This window comes from Bacillus sp. FSL K6-6038, assembly GCF_038050455.1.
Taxonomy (GTDB): Bacteria; Bacillota; Bacilli; order Bacillales; family Bacillaceae_G; genus Bacillus_A; species Bacillus_A pseudomycoides.
On the sequence record NZ_JBBOUH010000001.1, the window covers coordinates 3,082,757 to 3,098,568 of the forward strand.

Sequence of the window (15,812 nt, forward strand, 5' to 3'; positions counted from 1 at the left end):
AGATAATTTATGACTTTGTAGCAAAATTATACTCCTGATGTTAAAATTTCTTATGAGTTTTTTAATCTATTCATTCCTTTAATAAAACTTAACATGGAATCCTTACTTAACATCAAATTACTTAGGTATAGGAAATAATCGAATTCATCCTCATCATCGCCAAAAGTTAAAACGAATGGGCTTATATATGGTTTATATGTAATATCACACACAACCTTATCTGTTATTTTAACTTGAAAATTACGTTTTCCATTATCAGTTCTCTCATTTATACAGATAATCTCATCAGGAATTGCCTCATATTTCTTCTCATTATATATAAAAAAGAATTTATTTGAATCAACAGAAATACCTATCAATTGTCCATCTTCACTAAATCCTCCCACACCTTGCCTAACTAACTGTACTTTATTTTTTTCAACTATTGAATATCCACTAGGTTCTAATATAATATATGTGCCAGTCTTAGAGTAATTATTCAGTATTATCATAGGTTACACCTCCTAATGTACTAATCCTAATAGTGTATTTATTGCATCTTTTTGCATTGATTTTTCAATTATAATTTTCCATACTTGTTCATCTCATTCATAAATTCCTTTATCAATGTATGAATCTTTTATCTTATTAAACATACTCTCAGCTGTTGTTCCTATTGGATTACCGTATTTTTAATATTTCTTTCCTCTAAACCAGCTCTCTCCTCTGCAGTCATATTTCCCCTTGCTGTAATTTTTGCCGATTACACGCTTCTACAACTTGCACCATAAAAAGCAGCAGAGATTTCTAGTATTTATCTCTGCTACTTTTTTCATTAACTTCCAAAACAAACTAATTTTCATTCCTCATAATCGTACAAATACTTTTCAGATAAGATTATCTAATGAGAGCCTCTTATTTCTTTCATAACTTTTTGAATTGTCTTACTTATGTCTCAACTCACTCAAATCCGTCTAAACTATTCAGAGTTTTATCACTTATGTCAGAAGGTTCAAATTCCTCCCAATTGTTTAATTGAAACGATACTCCATCTACATTTACAAAGCCACTTCTCTTATAGAAATAACCACCGCGTTCATAAAGTTTTATTACTGGCTCAAATAGATCTTTGTTTTCAATAGCGATTTGATTTCCCTCATCTATAAGTGCATTTAGTTCAAGGAAACTTGTAACTATTGCCTTTTGATAACTATTCTTCACTTCATTAATTAATTCAATTCCTTCTATATTTACTTGCGGTGATGTGATTGAATTAGAAATACTTATAAAGGGGTAAACACATTTACCTGGATATGTCCGGAAAAATATCGCAGTTCTTCTTAAATACTCTTTGCACAATTGGACATTCGATTTTCTTTCTATTTCCCCAATACGACTCCAATCAATTGCTGAAATCCGCTTAATTGCTCGGTTTAAATTCCCCAAATATTTCCACACTTTACATTCATCGCCCATTATAATGTCATCTCGCCTAAGCTTGTTTTTCTCATCCTATTTTTATGCACGATAGTTCACCCATCATGAATTTTCAATTTTTATATAATCAGCTAATGTACTCAATCTCTTATAAATATCACTGTTCTGCTGAGGGATTATAATCAACCTCTGCATTTTTTAAGCCTTCTATTACTTTATTTATTCGTCTCGATAAGTCCTTTATTTCTTCTGATGTTAATTCATCTTCTGCTTCCTGTGGATTAAACAAACTTAAACTCTTTGTTATACCTTCAACGTAACCAACGAAAACTTTATCATAAGTAATTAAAATCTCTCCTATAGCAACATCAACGATAATATCCTCTATTTTACCTAAGTTATTGAAATCGTCTACTATTCTTGCTATTGTGTGTCTATGCCCTCTATTTTGAGATAAAAATTCTTTATATACCCCTTGAATTGTTTCAAACAACTCGTTGTATGTCCAGTCTTCCATTAAAAATCTCTCCATTACCCATTAATTTGGTTTTAATCTTTCCCCATTATTATGTATTATCTCTAATTGTTATTACTTCCTACAATTTCTTTGCATGAGAAAAAGAGATAATGTTTCTTATTTGAAACACTACCTCTTTTCATTGTTATAACATATATTTACTTTTAGTTACAATTAACTATTTTATTATTTTATCAAACAACACTTTTATGTTGTTACTTTATTATATAATGCATTCAATATTATAAAACTATTTATGCGTATTTTTTAATTCCATCCTTTAATACCTAATTTAGGGTTAATCATCTTATCTGCATCATGTTCTTCAATAAAAAAATAAATTAAATCTACAAAAAGCCTTAAGTCTTTCTTGTCTACAATATAATACCACTCTTGCATATGATCTCCACCTATACAATACTTAAGTCCTCTTTCAGAAACTTCATCATCAAATCCCCACATTCCCATTGGCATGATAATGTTATACCCATTATAATTCAACCAAATATTTACTTTATCTTCATTTACTTTTATCTTCAATTGACACTTATCACTGGTATACCATAAAAAATCTTTTTTATCTTCTATTTTCCAAATCATTTCAACTTTCCCCCATGATATATATCATATAATCCAACACAAGCATCCATACCTGGATTACTACTTACAGATGCATTAACAACTCCCTCCCATGAACCATATTTTTCAAAAAAAGACTCTGGTGTTGGACCGTCTGCATTATTATAAGTTTGTAAATTACTCTTTCTTACTAATTCATATCCCTCCATATCACCTTTTTCAATATAGCTATTTAACCTATTTGCATTGCGTTCATTAACCATCTTTCTTGCAATATCTTCTGTAGAATATCCCTGACTATAAAGATTATCCAACATTTTCTCATTAGCCTCGTGATATGCTTGTCTTGTCTGTTTGGCAATTTCAACTTGATCAGAATCGCTCCAATCTATTTTATTTGCATATTTACCTATACGAGTTGAATCAGGATTAGGTGAAAAACCATAAACTGCATCTGGATTTTCAAGTATATCTTTTACCGCCTTTGGGTTATCCATAGGATTATTCTTATAGGTAAATTTAGCATCTCCCGTACCCTTAGCAAGCGAAGCCTCAATCCCCTGAATCTCATCATTAATTTTCTTACTACTCTCTGCATGGCGCGTATTAACCCACTCAGTAACCTTTCCTGGACCGCCTTGTTTTCCTGGACCGCCTTGTTTCCCTGCTACTACACCGTCTCCAACTATTTCATGACCCTTGTTGAAGAAGGCAAGTGTATTCTCCATTCCTTGGGTCATTTTTCCGCCAAGCTGATACATTTTTTCATTTCCGTATTTTTCTGCTTTTAGGCCTGCTAGTCTCACGCGGTCAAGCGCAATATTTTTGTTGTCTCGCAATGATTGTACTATATTTGGATTAAAACTAGTTTCTCCAGTTCGCAGTTTCGCTAATAATCCAAGGTTAGTTGTTACTTTGATCCTTTTTACAACTTTGTTTCTACTATCGTCGTACACTGTACATAACCATTATAATCCATAAAAACAGCACCAAAGATGTAACACTTAGTGCATTTATAAAATTGTAATGAATCCTTTAAATTAAACTCTATGCTTAAACGCAAAAAAGCACTTGTTGTCTTTAGTAGACAATCAAGTGCTTTAAGTTCATGTATATCCGTATGGTCCTATGGACGCAATTTCATGAAGTTCTTACTTTTTACAATAGATTTCAAAGAGGAAGTGTCCGTATGATAACACTTGTATCAAGTCGTTTCATGCCATTTTAAAGAAAGGAGAAGTATATCGTACACAATACGTCACATTTGAACAGGCAAATCTGGCACTATTTCAATATATTGAAGGGTTTTATAACCGCAAGCGAATTCATAGTAGCATTGGTTATAAAACTCCTCAAGCAATAGAAGATCTAGCTAAAAAGGTAGCTTAGATTTAACTTTCTCGTGTCCAAAATATTGACTCAAATCCACTCCTTGCTTTTTCAAGTTCTTTTAAGATTTCTTCTTTTTCTAACTCCTTAAATCTAGAAATCTTCTCTTCTAAACCATACTCTATTAATTTAAAAAACTCTTTATATTTTAAACATGATATCTCTTCTGGATAACCAGGAAATCCCATACTTAATACAACTTCATCCATCTCACATCTTTCAGAATCACCGTCATCATAGGTACTGTAAGTAGCTATCATACAAACATCATCAAAAACAACATCTTCTTTTGTTAAAATTACATTTATACATTTTATTATTCTTGATTTATTAATAAAAATCCCTCTAATAAAATTCTTATTCCATTCATCACCCATAATCTTTTTCTCGCTCATAAACATTCTCCTAACTACATATCTTAATCAAAACTTGTTACTGGGTGGAAATTTGCAATTTCCCCGTCCCTAAAATATCCCATAAACTTCATTCCGTTTGATGCTTCACCACAAATTAAGTGCCCATCTAAATATCCATATTCAGCGAATGATTTTCAAGTTTCTTCTCTAACAATTTTTCCACATTTTGCACCCGTTCTGCCAGCAAATCCTATGTCTTTTTCAAACTACCACCAAACAAATAATATTTTTTAGGAAGTAATTTATCAATCCTTCGGTACATATACTACAAAATTATCCAAATTCAAGAACAAGTGTAGCATAGACCCTTTTACAATCTTTAAATTATCATCACATCAATGACTACTAAAGAAAATAAAACCGAAACAATACAAGAGCACTGAAAAAAACATTCATACGGAAAAAGAACTATTCCCATCTTCAATTATATGTGTGTTGAATTGCCCTACTATTATTATCATTACACTTATTCCTCCCTTTATTTCTTTTAAGCATAAAAAAAGACTAACAAAGAAATCATCATCCAATGTTAGTTCATATTTTAGGTTGTATCTAGATCGCAGTTTGATTACATGTAAAAAAGTTCATTCCTTCTTATCGTTTAAGTTAGAATAAGCCTTTGAAAATTTATCAAGTAATTAGCAAATTGTTGAGCGTTTGGTTTTTTGGTTATATTTCACAATCTTATCACAAAGGCTGTAAACGTAAATTATAATCAGTTCAATTATTCTCAATATCAATATTGTCTAAATTTTCATCTGAAATATCAGCAGCTTGTAACTTTACATATCGTTCCCGCCAATTGTCTATAGGAAATGCTCCAAATCCATAGTCTAAATAGATACCCTTATCAATTCTAAGAGTGCCTCCCCTTTCAAAGTACTTTATTAATGGCTCCTAAACGTCTTGAAAATCACCGTTAATGATCTTTCCATTCTAAGTAACGCAGACAAATTGTTTTACATAATAAATTTGGTTTACCTGGCTCAGTAAAAATACTTGTAATAACATCCTCGAAATCCAGATTAATATCTAACACTTTTGCGGGGCTAAAAAATGGTCCACATTCAAATGGATAAACTTCTAAAAACAACGAGCTCCTTCTCAAATACTCAGTGATTAAAAGTTCACTAGATTTCTTTTTCACTTCAGAGGCTCCACATGTAACCTGAGAAATACGAGTTATTGCCTGTTTCATTACATCATTCATATCATTCACTCCATTTGAGATTATAAAATTGAGCGACACTTTCCTCATATTAACTCTGCCTTTTTTTCTGTCGCTGTATCAATCTTTAATTTTACCTTCACAGGGGGTCCCTCGTATCGTTTCGGGGCTTTCCCCGCCTCCTCTATAAGTACGTTCTGCCCACTCTTCAAATTCAAGTTCGAAAAAAACTATGCCGTTTTTTTCTCAAGCCACTGTCCTAACCAATATCCATTTCGCATAACATCTTCACCAAAGTTTTGTAAAAGACGTAATGGCCATCCGTACCTTGGATGTTCTAAAGTAAATGTAGATACTTCCCAATTCTATTGAAAGAATCCCCGATAATCCTGATGATTTTGAGATTATAGTAAATAGTAAAGGATAGCCCGCAATGTTTTTTCGAAAGCTGGCTATCCTTTTACTTAATTCATATAAGTTTCCCATTAAACTGCGTATGCTTCTTTTTTGGAACTTACACAGTTTAATTTACACTCTTATTGAATATTTTTTACAATTTTTAACTTAGTTTTGCATTTTTCATGCTCCGCAATCCAAAACCACTTGTATACGCTGTGCCAACTTTTCTTTCTCATCATCAGATAGCTGTTCACCTTGAATATTGTCTAATGTAAACTTCTTCAATTCGTTTATAAAACTCATGTCTTCTATTTGTGGCATCAAATTATATCGTAATAAATTTTCAGCTAAGGTTGTATACACTATAATTTTTTCACTTGCTGTATTTTTGCAGTCACGCTCAAAACACTTGAATACTTTAGCAACTACCTCATTTTCATCTGTATCATTAGAGTTGATTTCATCAAAAAATTTATTAACTTCGTCTGTTAATTCTTCATAGTACCAACATACTCTTGGATAATAGTCTGACGGCTTTGCTTCTAATTGTTTAAGTACCTGCCCCTTACGAAAGAGGAAATCATTGTACTGTTCCTGTGTAAGTTTATGCTCCTGTTCTATTAACATAAAGTTAATATTTGATATCGTTTCAATCATATAATTTTTGAATGTATTGGAAATTTTAGAATGCGAAACTAGAATTTCTGCAAATATTACACTGATAATTAATTTATCTGTCTCGCTTTTTTTCATTAACATATCATACTCATTAAATGTTCGTGCAACTGCCTCCTTTCTGCTCATTTTTTCATCTTCTACATATTCACTATACGTCTCATATATATATTCTGAATACTCGTCACAGCTATAAGCCATTTATAAAACCTCCGAATTTTATTATTTTGAATTTTCAAGCGGAATAGGTGTATCACCATTATGAAGTACTTCAACTTTAATATTAGGATAGTCTTTTTGAAATTGCTGAATGATTTTATTGCAACTACCACATGTATCCTTTTCGGTGAACAATCTGATAGTTCCCGTCACATCTTTATTACCACCTAATCTATTTGCTACGTCATTTAGTATTTTATACTCTGTATCTGCATCTCTAAGGTAAATATTCCCTGCATTGTCAGGTGCTTCAGTTGCCTTGTATACCGGGTTCTCGGGTTTGAATGAAAACTCCTCTGTTCCTGGAATTCCTTTTGCTGAGTTATGAATGCCACTATGTGCATAGAAATCTGTCTTATCAACACCTGTAACATTTACTTCTGCATATGCAAAATTACCCCGTTCTTTATATTTATTAGATAATCCTCCTCTTGCTTCAGCCACCTTATCAATAATATGTTTATCAGCTTCTGGATCAATCAATTTGGTAGGGAATCTACCTCCACTATCACCCGTACCCTTAGCAAGCGAATCCTCAATCCCCTGAATCTTACCATCCATAAACTTAGTACTCTCTGCATGGCGCGTATTAACCCACTCGGTAAGCTTCCCTGGACCAACTTGCTTCCCTATCACTGTACCGTCTTCAGCTACTTCAACGCCTTTGAAGGAAGCTGTTACATAATCTACACCCTCGGCCATTTTTCCGCCATACTTAATTACTTTTCCAGCAACACTGAGGACTTTTCTAACCGGAATAATGTTCAAAAGCGTCCAACTTGCCGCAATAAGTCTTTCTTTTGTGGATAGCTCTTTTCCTGTCCGTTGGTCTGTACCTGTAACTGCTCTAATCGCATCGTTTACATCAATAAACTCATCAGCTTGCAAATACTTTTAAACAATATTTCGTAATTTTTTTAGATGACTTATATTTCCTTCTTTTAATTATATCTCGTTTTTTATTTCAACAAAAAACTGGAAGATTATTCACATCTTCCAGTTCAGATCATATAGACAAAAACTTCAACAAATAACGTTATAAAGTGGAGATGTTCCTTTACCAGTAATCGAGAAACTCGCAAAATTGCATAATAACGATATTTATTCTATTTCTAAAACTATACACTAAGTTATTAATTTAATTAATCTTCAGAATCCTCATTATTCATAATATATTCGATATCTTCATCCGTAAATTCATTTCCTTTAAATACCGGATGCCCGTTTGGATCAAGCATCCCCATCACTTTTTTATCTTTATCAGACACAATCAATGTATAGTCCTCCATAAGAAAAGGGGGTTCTGGTAAATCTACTAATACTCTCCATGCCGGTCTCACATCATTATTATTTCTATTCTCTTTATCAATTTTGAATGTATAAGCCTCATCAAAGAAAAGTTGGTGGATGTCTTCATTAACCACTCCATCTAAGTTACTTTTCTTATGATATTGTTTCGTAATTGCTATTACTTCCTCAGGTTTTAATACCACATCTACAGTAATTTCATTTATTTTTCTATAATGCCTAGAGAAATCTTCTTTCTTTAACTTAATATAATCTTGAAATTCTTCATTAGACAATTGTTTAAACTCTTCATCAGACATGTTTTTATACTTATCTAAAGACATAAAAAATCCCCTCCATAATAAACAGTACAGTAACTTTCTTTCAACTGTCTACTATAAGGGGAGAATGCCAGAATACAAAAATCATCTTTTTAACACATACTCTTAAAAAATTTTTCATTTATTAATTTTATTAATAATAGTATTTATACCTTCAAAATAATATATTTATTTTCTTGGTTTTTAATTTTCTTTTTCATCACCACCGAATATTTCTTCAAATTCTTCATCAGTCATAGTTTCTAAATGAGGAGAAAAAATATGACCATTAGGGTCGATAATATATTTAACGGCTGCTTCTTTGTCTGAAATAACAATCGTGTATTCATTCTCTGCAAAAAAATCATTTGGTTCTATGCTTACTATAACCAACCACACTGGTCCATTGACACTATCAAACTCACTATAAAATTTTATTGTACGTTCCAAGTTTTCTAAAATATCACCTGATAAATTATATTTACTCTTATAATCTATGGCAATGTTCATAGCCATATTCAATGTTATATTTGTATTCATTAGTATCCTCCCTTATCATTCAAAGCCTTTCCACCCTGGTGGAGGCCATTCACCAGTTCTTAATTTAAATATATACTTTTGTGAAAACAAAATCTCTTCAGCAGTGTTATCCGTACCCTTACTAGCAAGGGAAGCCTCTACACCCTTTATCTTATCATCTATAATCTTATTGCTCTCTATATGATGCTTATTTACCCAGCTATGGAAATCTGTATCGCCTTGCTTAGATGTTATTAAGCTATATTCATTGATTTCATTTTTCAGTTTTAGCAGTCATGTGATCTATGTTTTTCGCCATTTTTTTCTCCAAGCTGATACAGCTTTTCATTTTCAAGTACTAAAATAAAGCTCCATGATGGTACTACCTTCATTAGCTCTCAATTCTCAAACAAATCACCCCTTTTTATACATGACTAATGTGCCTATATTTAAACAAATATTAACCATTTATTTAATAAGCAAAAAACCTTGAAAGGCATGAGCCAATCAAGGTCAAAAATAGTGATTTATAATCTTCACTTTCTTTACCAATTCCAGTAATAAATATCCAGATTCATTTGCTATCATCTCACACCTTTAAACAGTTAGCAGTTGGTCAGGTTCTGTGTGCTACACAACACTCTCCATCCGCCAAAAGTTGACGGCGGGTTGTACATTTAACTAAGTGCTACAGAGAAAGCAGATTCAAGCATAGTATCAAAATCGCAAAAAGTTTCCATATGCTCACCTGAAGGCTTATCTAGTTCAACAAAGTTTTTTTTAGAAACATTATAACAATACCAAGCTATATCTGAATCTCCCAAAAAAACCAGCTCATCTTCGTCTTTAATTGACTCCCATGTTTCATTGGCATCAAAAAAACTATCCACCTGATTTTTTGGCTTTGAATCCAAAAAATTTTGGTCAATCCCATAAATTTTAAGTCCATTAAATTCAATTCCATTAACTGTTTCTAAAAATTCATAGTATTGCTGTGGCAGTACATCTTCACCAAATTTTTCTACTACAGATTTACGAAATCTTGATAACTCGTTTTCATTGGTAGGTAAATTGAGTTTTCGGTTTCGTTTCTCTCTTATTTTGGATATCTGACTAACTTGCTCTCTCCACATATAATCACCTTCTAAAAAATATTTATTCCTTATTAGGAGGATAAATGTCTCCTTTTGGAATAGGAAAATCTACTATTTTACTGTCCCCAGGTTTCATACCCTTTGTTAATGAATTTTGTTCATTTGTAATAATCTTGTGATAGGGATGGTTTTTATTAGAACTAAGTTTTCCACATCATTGCTACCACCTTGATCCAAAGGGATTTTATGATGAGCTTGCCAATCGTCAGGAACTAGTCCGAATTCCTTCGTATCTTCAATATCATTATCTGAAATTGCAGATTTTTTTAATCCTTTTATTTTTTCAGGATTATCAGCCATAGATTTCATCAACTCTTTCCTGACCTTATTAAAATCCTTTCGCAATTGAGCTGTGTCATTTGGATTTCTTTTATTAAAAGTAACCTTTTCGGTTTTAACATTAGGAAGTTTGACTTACTAACTCCTGAGCCAGCATTCCCTATTCTCTCCGCAAGCGAAGCCTCAATCCCCTTCTCATCATTGATTTTCTTACTACTGTCTGCATGATGCTTATTGATCCATTCGGTAACCTTTCCTGGTCCACCGCCACATTGTACCGTTTCCAACTGGTTCATGGCCTTTGAAGACAGCTGCTATATATCCACACCCTCGGCCATCTTTCCGCCGATCCGATACATTTTTTGAACAATATCTATTATTAAGGTCACTAGTTTGAGAAAGCCTAAAATCTACATACTCTAACTGAACAGTTCATTTTTTTATTTTAATCAAGAAAATTATTAATACCTATAAACCTACTCATCAGATTCTAACTCTTTCTTAATATATTTTCCATGTTTATCCTATTATATTATCTCTAATTTACAAAATAAAACACCTAAACAACTTAAATTGTTTAGGTGTCTTTATTACCGCATTTACTTATTTAATATTACTCATCATCTTCATCATAAAATGTTTTTTTAGAAATTCAGTAAATAATCCCGCTATATAAAAAATATCTTCTCAAGCAGTTTCTTCTATGACATAGTATTATCTTCTTGCTTTATTTAAAATTTCACGTATAACCGTTTCCATTCCTTGAATACGATGTTCCACTATGAACGAATCCTGTTTTATAGGTTTCCCACTATATACTGGTTCAATCCTTCCTGACACTTTGAATAAAATTGTACGTAAAGATTCAAAAGAACTTAAAGATAATAAGATTATGGGTATGAAAATTTCGAAAGACAGAAAAGAGAATCCAGAGGACTAACTCCCGGATTCTCTTGTTAGAAAAATAATGTCCAGCTAAAAATTCTGCTTTCCAAGTATTTTATAGCATCAGAAAAAAGTCATATTTATGCATACCACTCAGCATCTGAAAATTGATCAGCATTTTCATTAGGTTTTACATTAAATTCATTAATGAATCTTTTTATTTCCGACATAATTATTACTTGGTCTTTACTGTCTATAATAAAACCTCTATGATTATTCCAACTCTTATCAATCTCCAAGTTTATATTTATCTCTCGCTCACACCAATCCATAAAATCATACATAATCAATGTAAAGCAAATGTTTAACTTATCAATTGCCACCCACAGTTTTGCTTTTCCATCCTCTATTTCCTGTATACGGATTCTTAAATTATTTTCCACATAACACCGTGTATTTTGATTTTGTTTTTCCTCAATCATAATCATAACCTCCTACTACTTATACAAACCTGTTAACACATCCATTGCTGGGCTTGATTTTGTGCTACTGTATATTACATCTTCCCATGAACCATATTTGTCAAAAAGTTGTTCTGGTGTAGGCCCTTCCTCTCTACCATATGTTTGACGATTCCGTGCTTTCATTGCATTGAGTCCTTCAAGATTATTGGAATCAAGATATGATTGTATTCTATCCAAATTTCGCTTTTCAACCTTCTTTCTTGCAATTTCTTCAAGCGACATTCCTTCACTTTGAAGTTTAGTAACCTCATTTGTAAGCTGATTCCTTTTTTGTTCTAATTCCTTAAGATACTTCATTCTTTCAGTTTTTGCAAAAGCAACTTCTTCTGGATTGGTCCAATCAATTCCGAATTTATCTAAAGGCGACCCTTGTTTAGGTGAATATCCATAAACAGCATCAGAGTTAGCTTCAATTTCTTTTGCTATTTTAGGATTACTTAGAGGATCTATTTTACCTGCAACACCGCTAACTTCCTTACCTAACTTCCTCTCCGCAAGCGAAGCCTCAAGCCCCTGAATCTTACCATCCATAAACTTACTACTCTCTGCATGGCGCGTATTAACCCACTCGGTAACCTTTCCTGGACCGCCTTGCTTCCCTGCTACTACACCGTCTCCAACTATTTCATGCCCCTTGTTGAAGAAGGCAAGTGTATTCTCCATTCCTTGAGTCATTTTTCCGCCAAGCTGATACATTTTTTCATTTCCGTATTTTTCTGCTTTTAGACCTGCTAGTCTCATGCGGTCAAGCGTAATATTTTTTCCGTCTCGCCATGATTGTACCATATTTTTCCCTTGATTTGGATTAAAACTCGTTGCTTCCTCCTGTAATTTCCCGAATGATCCAAAAGCTTTGAATCCTTTTATAGCTGCTCCAGCACTCGCAATATCGAAGACACCAAAAACATATCTTTCTACTTTTTCTCCTTGACTTAATTTCCGGTGTGTTCCCCAGTCTTCTCCGTCATGGGCACTTTTTACTTGGAGCCCGCCAAATACCAGTGATGCTGCAACCCCTAATGGTGGACAAATGAACATTGCTCCGACTGTTAGAACTCCTAATCCAAAGTCACGCCATGCCTCTAGTTGTTTTTGCTCATCCTCTATTGATCTGTATTCAAACCCTCGCGTCGAAGGAACACGTTTTCTGTATTCTTCATAGTCAAGCTTCATGTTTGGATCTTTTCTTTTCCATTCTTCATATTCAGCATGAAGAACTTTATCAAATGCACGTGAGTCTTTGAAAATATCATCCACCGTTATTTTAGGTTTTGTTGTTGTGATCGTTTGCGGTGTGTTACCGTAACTATATGAACCTGGTACTGTAGTTGTTGTTGTAGAGCCAATTCGGTTTGTAGTTTCAAAGTTTTTAATTGATAAATCTCTCATTTTTTGTGCAAATTGATCCATTGTTACTAAAAATGGTTTATCAATATGATCATAAACGACTTGCCCTGCGTCATCACAATATTTTTGTAGAGTCGTATATGCAACATGTAATTCCGCAATTGTTTCAGTCTGATCTTTATGATGAAAATAAATACTTCCATCTGAATCAAGGTCATGTATTCTTTCCTGTACATCTTTTAAAAGACCATTCGCTTGATGTAATTTTACGAATGTATCTTTTGTGATTTGGTTCAAGCCATCTTTCATATCTACCCAATCTTTCGGCTTATAACTAACATCCATTTTTCTTCCATCCCCCATTCCCATATCAGCCGTAGTTATTCTTGAGGTTGTAATTTATTATGTAATTCTTCATCTTGTGTTTTCATTTCTTGGCGAACAACCTCTACAATGGATGCCGCTCGGTTATAATGGTCTGCTAGTTCCAATATTTTATTTAATATTTTCGGATACACGTCTATAACTCGCATCGCTTCTCCTTCAAGATAGAATTGACACTTCTCTAGATTTTTCGCATTTGTCGCTATAGCACCTGAATAAATGTTATATATGCTTTGAAGACGTCTTATAATGTCTTCTATCTCATCATAATTCAATACAATTTCTGAACTGCTACTTGCTCCGCCATCTTCCATTGGTATTTGCATTAATTTCGTCCTCCTAACGAGAATTGTCGTGGATCACTTATTTTCTTATACGGCATTTTTAAAACATCATATAATTTCTTATTCACCGCATACAGACTAGCCCATTCATAACGCTTACGTTCTACTTCTATTTGAATAAAGTCTTCCCCCTCTGTAAAGTACAAGAAGCATTCCCATTTCCCTCTATCTTCTGCTCTTCGGCTTCGCGGGCGAGACACTGTTTCGATAGCTAGTAAATCCTTTTCAGATAAATCCATTTCTTCAAAAGTTTGCTGCTCTTTTTCTGTCATCTTCTTTGTAAAGAAGGTATCTTCAATTTCTCTTGGTTCTCGCATTAAAAATGGAATCCGTTCTAGTAATGAAAAATAGACATCTCGCTTCGCTATGTAATGAATTTCATATTCTTCATTTTGTTTTCGTTCTGTTAAGACAGCTACTCTGTCTTTATCTTGTGGCAAAAATCCAATTAATAGATTATTAATTCGCGTATACTCTTGGCTTTCTTGATATGCCTTCAGTAATTCAATCAGCTGAAAAGCTGCTGGTGTCAGCCCGTTATTCTCTGTAATAAGCCCTTTGTCTTTTAATTTCGCTGTTGCTTTCGTTATGCAGTCTTCATCGGTTAAAGCAAGAATTTCACGCTCTTGTAAGCCGAATATGTACGTGACTCCAGCTGCACCAGCTAATGTGTACAGTTCAGCAGGTGTAAAGCTCCACACTTCTCTTCCCATCTGTTTTATCCTCCTCTCTATTTCAATCTTTTTATATTTTCTACTTCATCCCTATTTGTAAAGGAATGAATGTTCTTATCAAGCTCCTTAAGCGCCTTTGTCTGTCCTTCAAGTGCATCTGCGACTTCAGAATTGTACTGGATGAGCAATTCTAAATAACATAAAAAGGCATCTCGTGTTTTCCCATTCCAACGAGAACCGGTTACATGTGATTTTAGTTCATTTGCTTGCTGGAGTGATTCTTTTACTCCCTTTTCAATCTGCTCTGCATAAGAAATGGCACTCGATATTTCATTTCCATGAATCTCAATTTCTTGACGATGCATTCCCATTCCCCTTTTCCTTCAATACTTTATACAATTTTCTACTCTACTATCTCTAAGAGTTTTTTAACTTATTTTTTTCTGCTTCTATAGCTGCTGCAGCTGTTTGTTCTTCTGAAATTGCTTGTGCCTTATATTCCTCCCATTTTTGATATGCCCTGCTTTTAGCAGACCTTACATTACCTAGGGCTTCGCGAAAATAACTGATTGTCTTGGAGTATTCTTGATCCTTTTGAGGACGTTTTACTTCAAATTCACGAGCTGGAATTTTATCAGATGATAATCCACCATTTTTCGCATCATACCTTTTCTTTGCTGATTCAATCTCTTCAATCAATTTTTCTAATTCTTTTTCCTTACTTTTTAAGTAATCATGCAATTTATCATATTGATCACGCTTCCGTTTACTTTCTGTATACCCGAAAAACTCTAAAAACGAATCCACCAAACTTCCCGACATCATGATCCCCCTTATTTACCTTGATAAGATAATATATTTTTCAATATATTTCGTATAGAATTTCTTGCGATTACATTCTGATTTATTAATATATAATGAATATTTTTTTATATCAATATTTTACCAAAAAATGATAGTCATTTCACTATCTATTAAGATAGAACACTTCATCATGCCCACTTTGTAAATAGCAAGTAATTTTATAAAGCTATACAACCCAGAAACTTCCATCAGTAGAATACTTACTGCCAGCGAATAGCAGGTTAAAAATGCGTCTTGTTGAAGAATCTCTTAATTCGAGTTATGGTTATTCTACTCTTTTGAAAAAATACGGTATTCCTTCATTTGAACTGGTTAGTCAATGGATGAAACTGTCTGAAAGGTTTAGTGCTAGAAAATTAAACTACTCCCCTGCTTACTCTGTTCGATTTATTCTAAATATTATAAACTATAATGAGTTAGAGCAAGTAAGTAAGACAGTGTAATGTAAAAAAA

The 15,812-nt window shown here is 33.2% G+C and carries 20 protein-coding genes and 2 pseudogenes; 1 reads left to right on the forward strand and 21 read right to left on the reverse strand.

The genetic code is table 11. From position 1 onward, the window contains the following. Positions 1-50 precede the first annotated feature (50 nt). The 5 genes from NSQ40_RS16185 to NSQ40_RS16205 all read right to left on the reverse strand — a co-directional run bounded on the left by NSQ40_RS16185 (position 51) and on the right by NSQ40_RS16205 (position 3,468). On the reverse strand, positions 51-491 hold the full coding sequence (locus tag NSQ40_RS16185) for a hypothetical protein (RefSeq protein WP_018766334.1): 441 nt from the start codon (positions 489-491) through the stop codon (positions 51-53). Positions 492-939: 448 nt separating this feature from the next. Further along, the gene (locus tag NSQ40_RS16190) at positions 940-1,455 is read right to left on the reverse strand and encodes a hypothetical protein (protein ID WP_258248491.1); all 516 of its coding nucleotides are present in this window, start codon (positions 1,453-1,455) and stop codon (positions 940-942) included. A 118-nt stretch (positions 1,456-1,573) separates the two neighbouring features. Next, complete coding sequence (locus tag NSQ40_RS16195) at positions 1,574-1,933, reverse strand: Imm3 family immunity protein (RefSeq protein WP_018766333.1); 360 nt, start codon at positions 1,931-1,933, stop codon at positions 1,574-1,576. 267 nt (positions 1,934-2,200) lie between these two features. Next, a complete protein-coding gene (locus NSQ40_RS16200) occupies positions 2,201-2,533 on the reverse strand; it encodes a hypothetical protein (RefSeq protein WP_240522747.1) in 333 nt (110 codons plus the stop codon). Beyond that, the gene (locus NSQ40_RS16205; protein WP_258248492.1) at positions 2,530-3,468 is read right to left on the reverse strand and encodes a hypothetical protein; all 939 of its coding nucleotides are present in this window, start codon (positions 3,466-3,468) and stop codon (positions 2,530-2,532) included. Before NSQ40_RS16205 ends, NSQ40_RS16200 begins: the two co-directional genes overlap by 4 nt. 214 nt (positions 3,469-3,682) lie before the next feature. Here NSQ40_RS16205 and NSQ40_RS16210 point away from each other — a divergent pair. After that, positions 3,683-3,901: pseudogene (locus NSQ40_RS16210) on the forward strand (IS3 family transposase); the annotation flags it as partial. A 2-nt stretch (positions 3,902-3,903) separates the two neighbouring features. Here the strand turns inward: NSQ40_RS16210 and NSQ40_RS16215 are convergent. From NSQ40_RS16215 to NSQ40_RS16285, 16 genes and pseudogenes are all read right to left on the reverse strand, one after another. Then, on the reverse strand, positions 3,904-4,296 hold the full coding sequence (locus tag NSQ40_RS16215) for a hypothetical protein (RefSeq protein WP_018766330.1): 393 nt from the start codon (positions 4,294-4,296) through the stop codon (positions 3,904-3,906). Positions 4,297-5,236: 940 nt separating this feature from the next. Beyond that, the gene (locus NSQ40_RS16220; protein WP_018766329.1) at positions 5,237-5,527 is read right to left on the reverse strand and encodes a hypothetical protein; all 291 of its coding nucleotides are present in this window, start codon (positions 5,525-5,527) and stop codon (positions 5,237-5,239) included. Positions 5,528-6,064: 537 nt separating this feature from the next. After that, on the reverse strand, positions 6,065-6,760 hold the full coding sequence (locus NSQ40_RS16225; RefSeq protein ID WP_097786877.1) for an Imm3 family immunity protein: 696 nt from the start codon (positions 6,758-6,760) through the stop codon (positions 6,065-6,067). Between the two features lie 21 nt (positions 6,761-6,781). After that, positions 6,782-7,666 (reverse strand): deaminase domain-containing protein, encoded by an 885-nt coding sequence (locus tag NSQ40_RS16230; protein WP_258248493.1) that lies wholly within the window; start codon positions 7,664-7,666, stop codon positions 6,782-6,784. 254 nt (positions 7,667-7,920) lie between these two features. Further along, positions 7,921-8,409, reverse strand: coding sequence for a hypothetical protein (locus tag NSQ40_RS16235; RefSeq protein ID WP_258248494.1), 489 nt, complete (start codon positions 8,407-8,409; stop codon positions 7,921-7,923). Positions 8,410-8,589: 180 nt separating this feature from the next. Then, on the reverse strand, positions 8,590-8,925 hold the full coding sequence (locus tag NSQ40_RS16240) for a hypothetical protein (protein ID WP_258248495.1): 336 nt from the start codon (positions 8,923-8,925) through the stop codon (positions 8,590-8,592). A gap of 105 nt (positions 8,926-9,030) precedes the next feature. Next, positions 9,031-9,254: pseudogene (locus tag NSQ40_RS29505) on the reverse strand (HNH endonuclease); the annotation flags it as partial. Positions 9,255-9,581: 327 nt separating this feature from the next. Beyond that, positions 9,582-10,037 (reverse strand): SMI1/KNR4 family protein, encoded by a 456-nt coding sequence (locus tag NSQ40_RS16245; protein ID WP_258248496.1) that lies wholly within the window; start codon positions 10,035-10,037, stop codon positions 9,582-9,584. 105 nt (positions 10,038-10,142) lie between these two features. Continuing rightward, positions 10,143-10,358: an HNH endonuclease gene (locus NSQ40_RS16250; protein ID WP_231382333.1), complete on the reverse strand. Its 216-nt coding sequence runs from the start codon at positions 10,356-10,358 to the stop codon at positions 10,143-10,145. A gap of 8 nt (positions 10,359-10,366) precedes the next feature. After that, positions 10,367-10,633 (reverse strand): hypothetical protein, encoded by a 267-nt coding sequence (locus NSQ40_RS16255; protein WP_018766324.1) that lies wholly within the window; start codon positions 10,631-10,633, stop codon positions 10,367-10,369. A gap of 729 nt (positions 10,634-11,362) precedes the next feature. Beyond that, positions 11,363-11,704 carry a hypothetical protein gene (locus NSQ40_RS16260; protein WP_018766323.1) on the reverse strand — a complete coding sequence of 114 codons (342 nt, stop codon included), beginning with the start codon at positions 11,702-11,704 and terminating at the stop codon, positions 11,363-11,365. Between the two features lie 15 nt (positions 11,705-11,719). Beyond that, positions 11,720-13,438 (reverse strand): hypothetical protein, encoded by a 1,719-nt coding sequence (locus NSQ40_RS16265; protein WP_098206471.1) that lies wholly within the window; start codon positions 13,436-13,438, stop codon positions 11,720-11,722. 35 nt (positions 13,439-13,473) lie between these two features. After that, a complete protein-coding gene (locus NSQ40_RS16270; RefSeq protein ID WP_006095325.1) occupies positions 13,474-13,803 on the reverse strand; it encodes a hypothetical protein in 330 nt (109 codons plus the stop codon). Continuing rightward, positions 13,803-14,534: a DUF5081 family protein gene (locus NSQ40_RS16275; protein ID WP_003202888.1), complete on the reverse strand. Its 732-nt coding sequence runs from the start codon at positions 14,532-14,534 to the stop codon at positions 13,803-13,805. The genes NSQ40_RS16270 and NSQ40_RS16275 overlap by 1 nt, the downstream gene beginning before the upstream one ends. A 17-nt stretch (positions 14,535-14,551) precedes the next feature. After that, complete coding sequence (locus NSQ40_RS16280; protein WP_018766320.1) at positions 14,552-14,860, reverse strand: WXG100 family type VII secretion target; 309 nt, start codon at positions 14,858-14,860, stop codon at positions 14,552-14,554. Positions 14,861-14,912: 52 nt separating this feature from the next. Beyond that, on the reverse strand, positions 14,913-15,317 hold the full coding sequence (locus tag NSQ40_RS16285) for a hypothetical protein (protein ID WP_018766319.1): 405 nt from the start codon (positions 15,315-15,317) through the stop codon (positions 14,913-14,915). Between the last annotated feature and the right edge of the window lie 495 nt (positions 15,318-15,812).

Coding starts and splice junctions, on each gene's coding strand:
- NSQ40_RS16185 (WP_018766334.1), bottom strand. CDS start 491: ATGATAATACTGAATAATTACTCTAAGACTGGCACATATATTATATTA.
- NSQ40_RS16190 (WP_258248491.1), bottom strand. CDS start 1,455: ATGGGCGATGAATGTAAAGTGTGGAAATATTTGGGGAATTTAAACCGA.
- NSQ40_RS16195 (WP_018766333.1), bottom strand. CDS start 1,933: ATGGAAGACTGGACATACAACGAGTTGTTTGAAACAATTCAAGGGGTA.
- NSQ40_RS16200 (WP_240522747.1), bottom strand. CDS start 2,533: ATGATTTGGAAAATAGAAGATAAAAAAGATTTTTTATGGTATACCAGT.
- NSQ40_RS16215 (WP_018766330.1), bottom strand. CDS start 4,296: ATGAGCGAGAAAAAGATTATGGGTGATGAATGGAATAAGAATTTTATT.
- NSQ40_RS16220 (WP_018766329.1), bottom strand. CDS start 5,527: ATGAATGATGTAATGAAACAGGCAATAACTCGTATTTCTCAGGTTACA.
- NSQ40_RS16225 (WP_097786877.1), bottom strand. CDS start 6,760: ATGGCTTATAGCTGTGACGAGTATTCAGAATATATATATGAGACGTAT.
- NSQ40_RS16235 (WP_258248494.1), bottom strand. CDS start 8,409: ATGTCTTTAGATAAGTATAAAAACATGTCTGATGAAGAGTTTAAACAA.
- NSQ40_RS16240 (WP_258248495.1), bottom strand. CDS start 8,925: ATGAATACAAATATAACATTGAATATGGCTATGAACATTGCCATAGAT.
- NSQ40_RS16245 (WP_258248496.1), bottom strand. CDS start 10,037: ATGTGGAGAGAGCAAGTTAGTCAGATATCCAAAATAAGAGAGAAACGA.
- NSQ40_RS16250 (WP_231382333.1), bottom strand. CDS start 10,358: ATGGCTGATAATCCTGAAAAAATAAAAGGATTAAAAAAATCTGCAATT.
- NSQ40_RS16255 (WP_018766324.1), bottom strand. CDS start 10,633: ATGAACCAGTTGGAAACGGTACAATGTGGCGGTGGACCAGGAAAGGTT.
- NSQ40_RS16260 (WP_018766323.1), bottom strand. CDS start 11,704: ATGATTGAGGAAAAACAAAATCAAAATACACGGTGTTATGTGGAAAAT.
- NSQ40_RS16265 (WP_098206471.1), bottom strand. CDS start 13,438: ATGGATGTTAGTTATAAGCCGAAAGATTGGGTAGATATGAAAGATGGC.
- NSQ40_RS16270 (WP_006095325.1), bottom strand. CDS start 13,803: ATGCAAATACCAATGGAAGATGGCGGAGCAAGTAGCAGTTCAGAAATT.
- NSQ40_RS16275 (WP_003202888.1), bottom strand. CDS start 14,534: ATGGGAAGAGAAGTGTGGAGCTTTACACCTGCTGAACTGTACACATTA.
- NSQ40_RS16280 (WP_018766320.1), bottom strand. CDS start 14,860: ATGCATCGTCAAGAAATTGAGATTCATGGAAATGAAATATCGAGTGCC.
- NSQ40_RS16285 (WP_018766319.1), bottom strand. CDS start 15,317: ATGTCGGGAAGTTTGGTGGATTCGTTTTTAGAGTTTTTCGGGTATACA.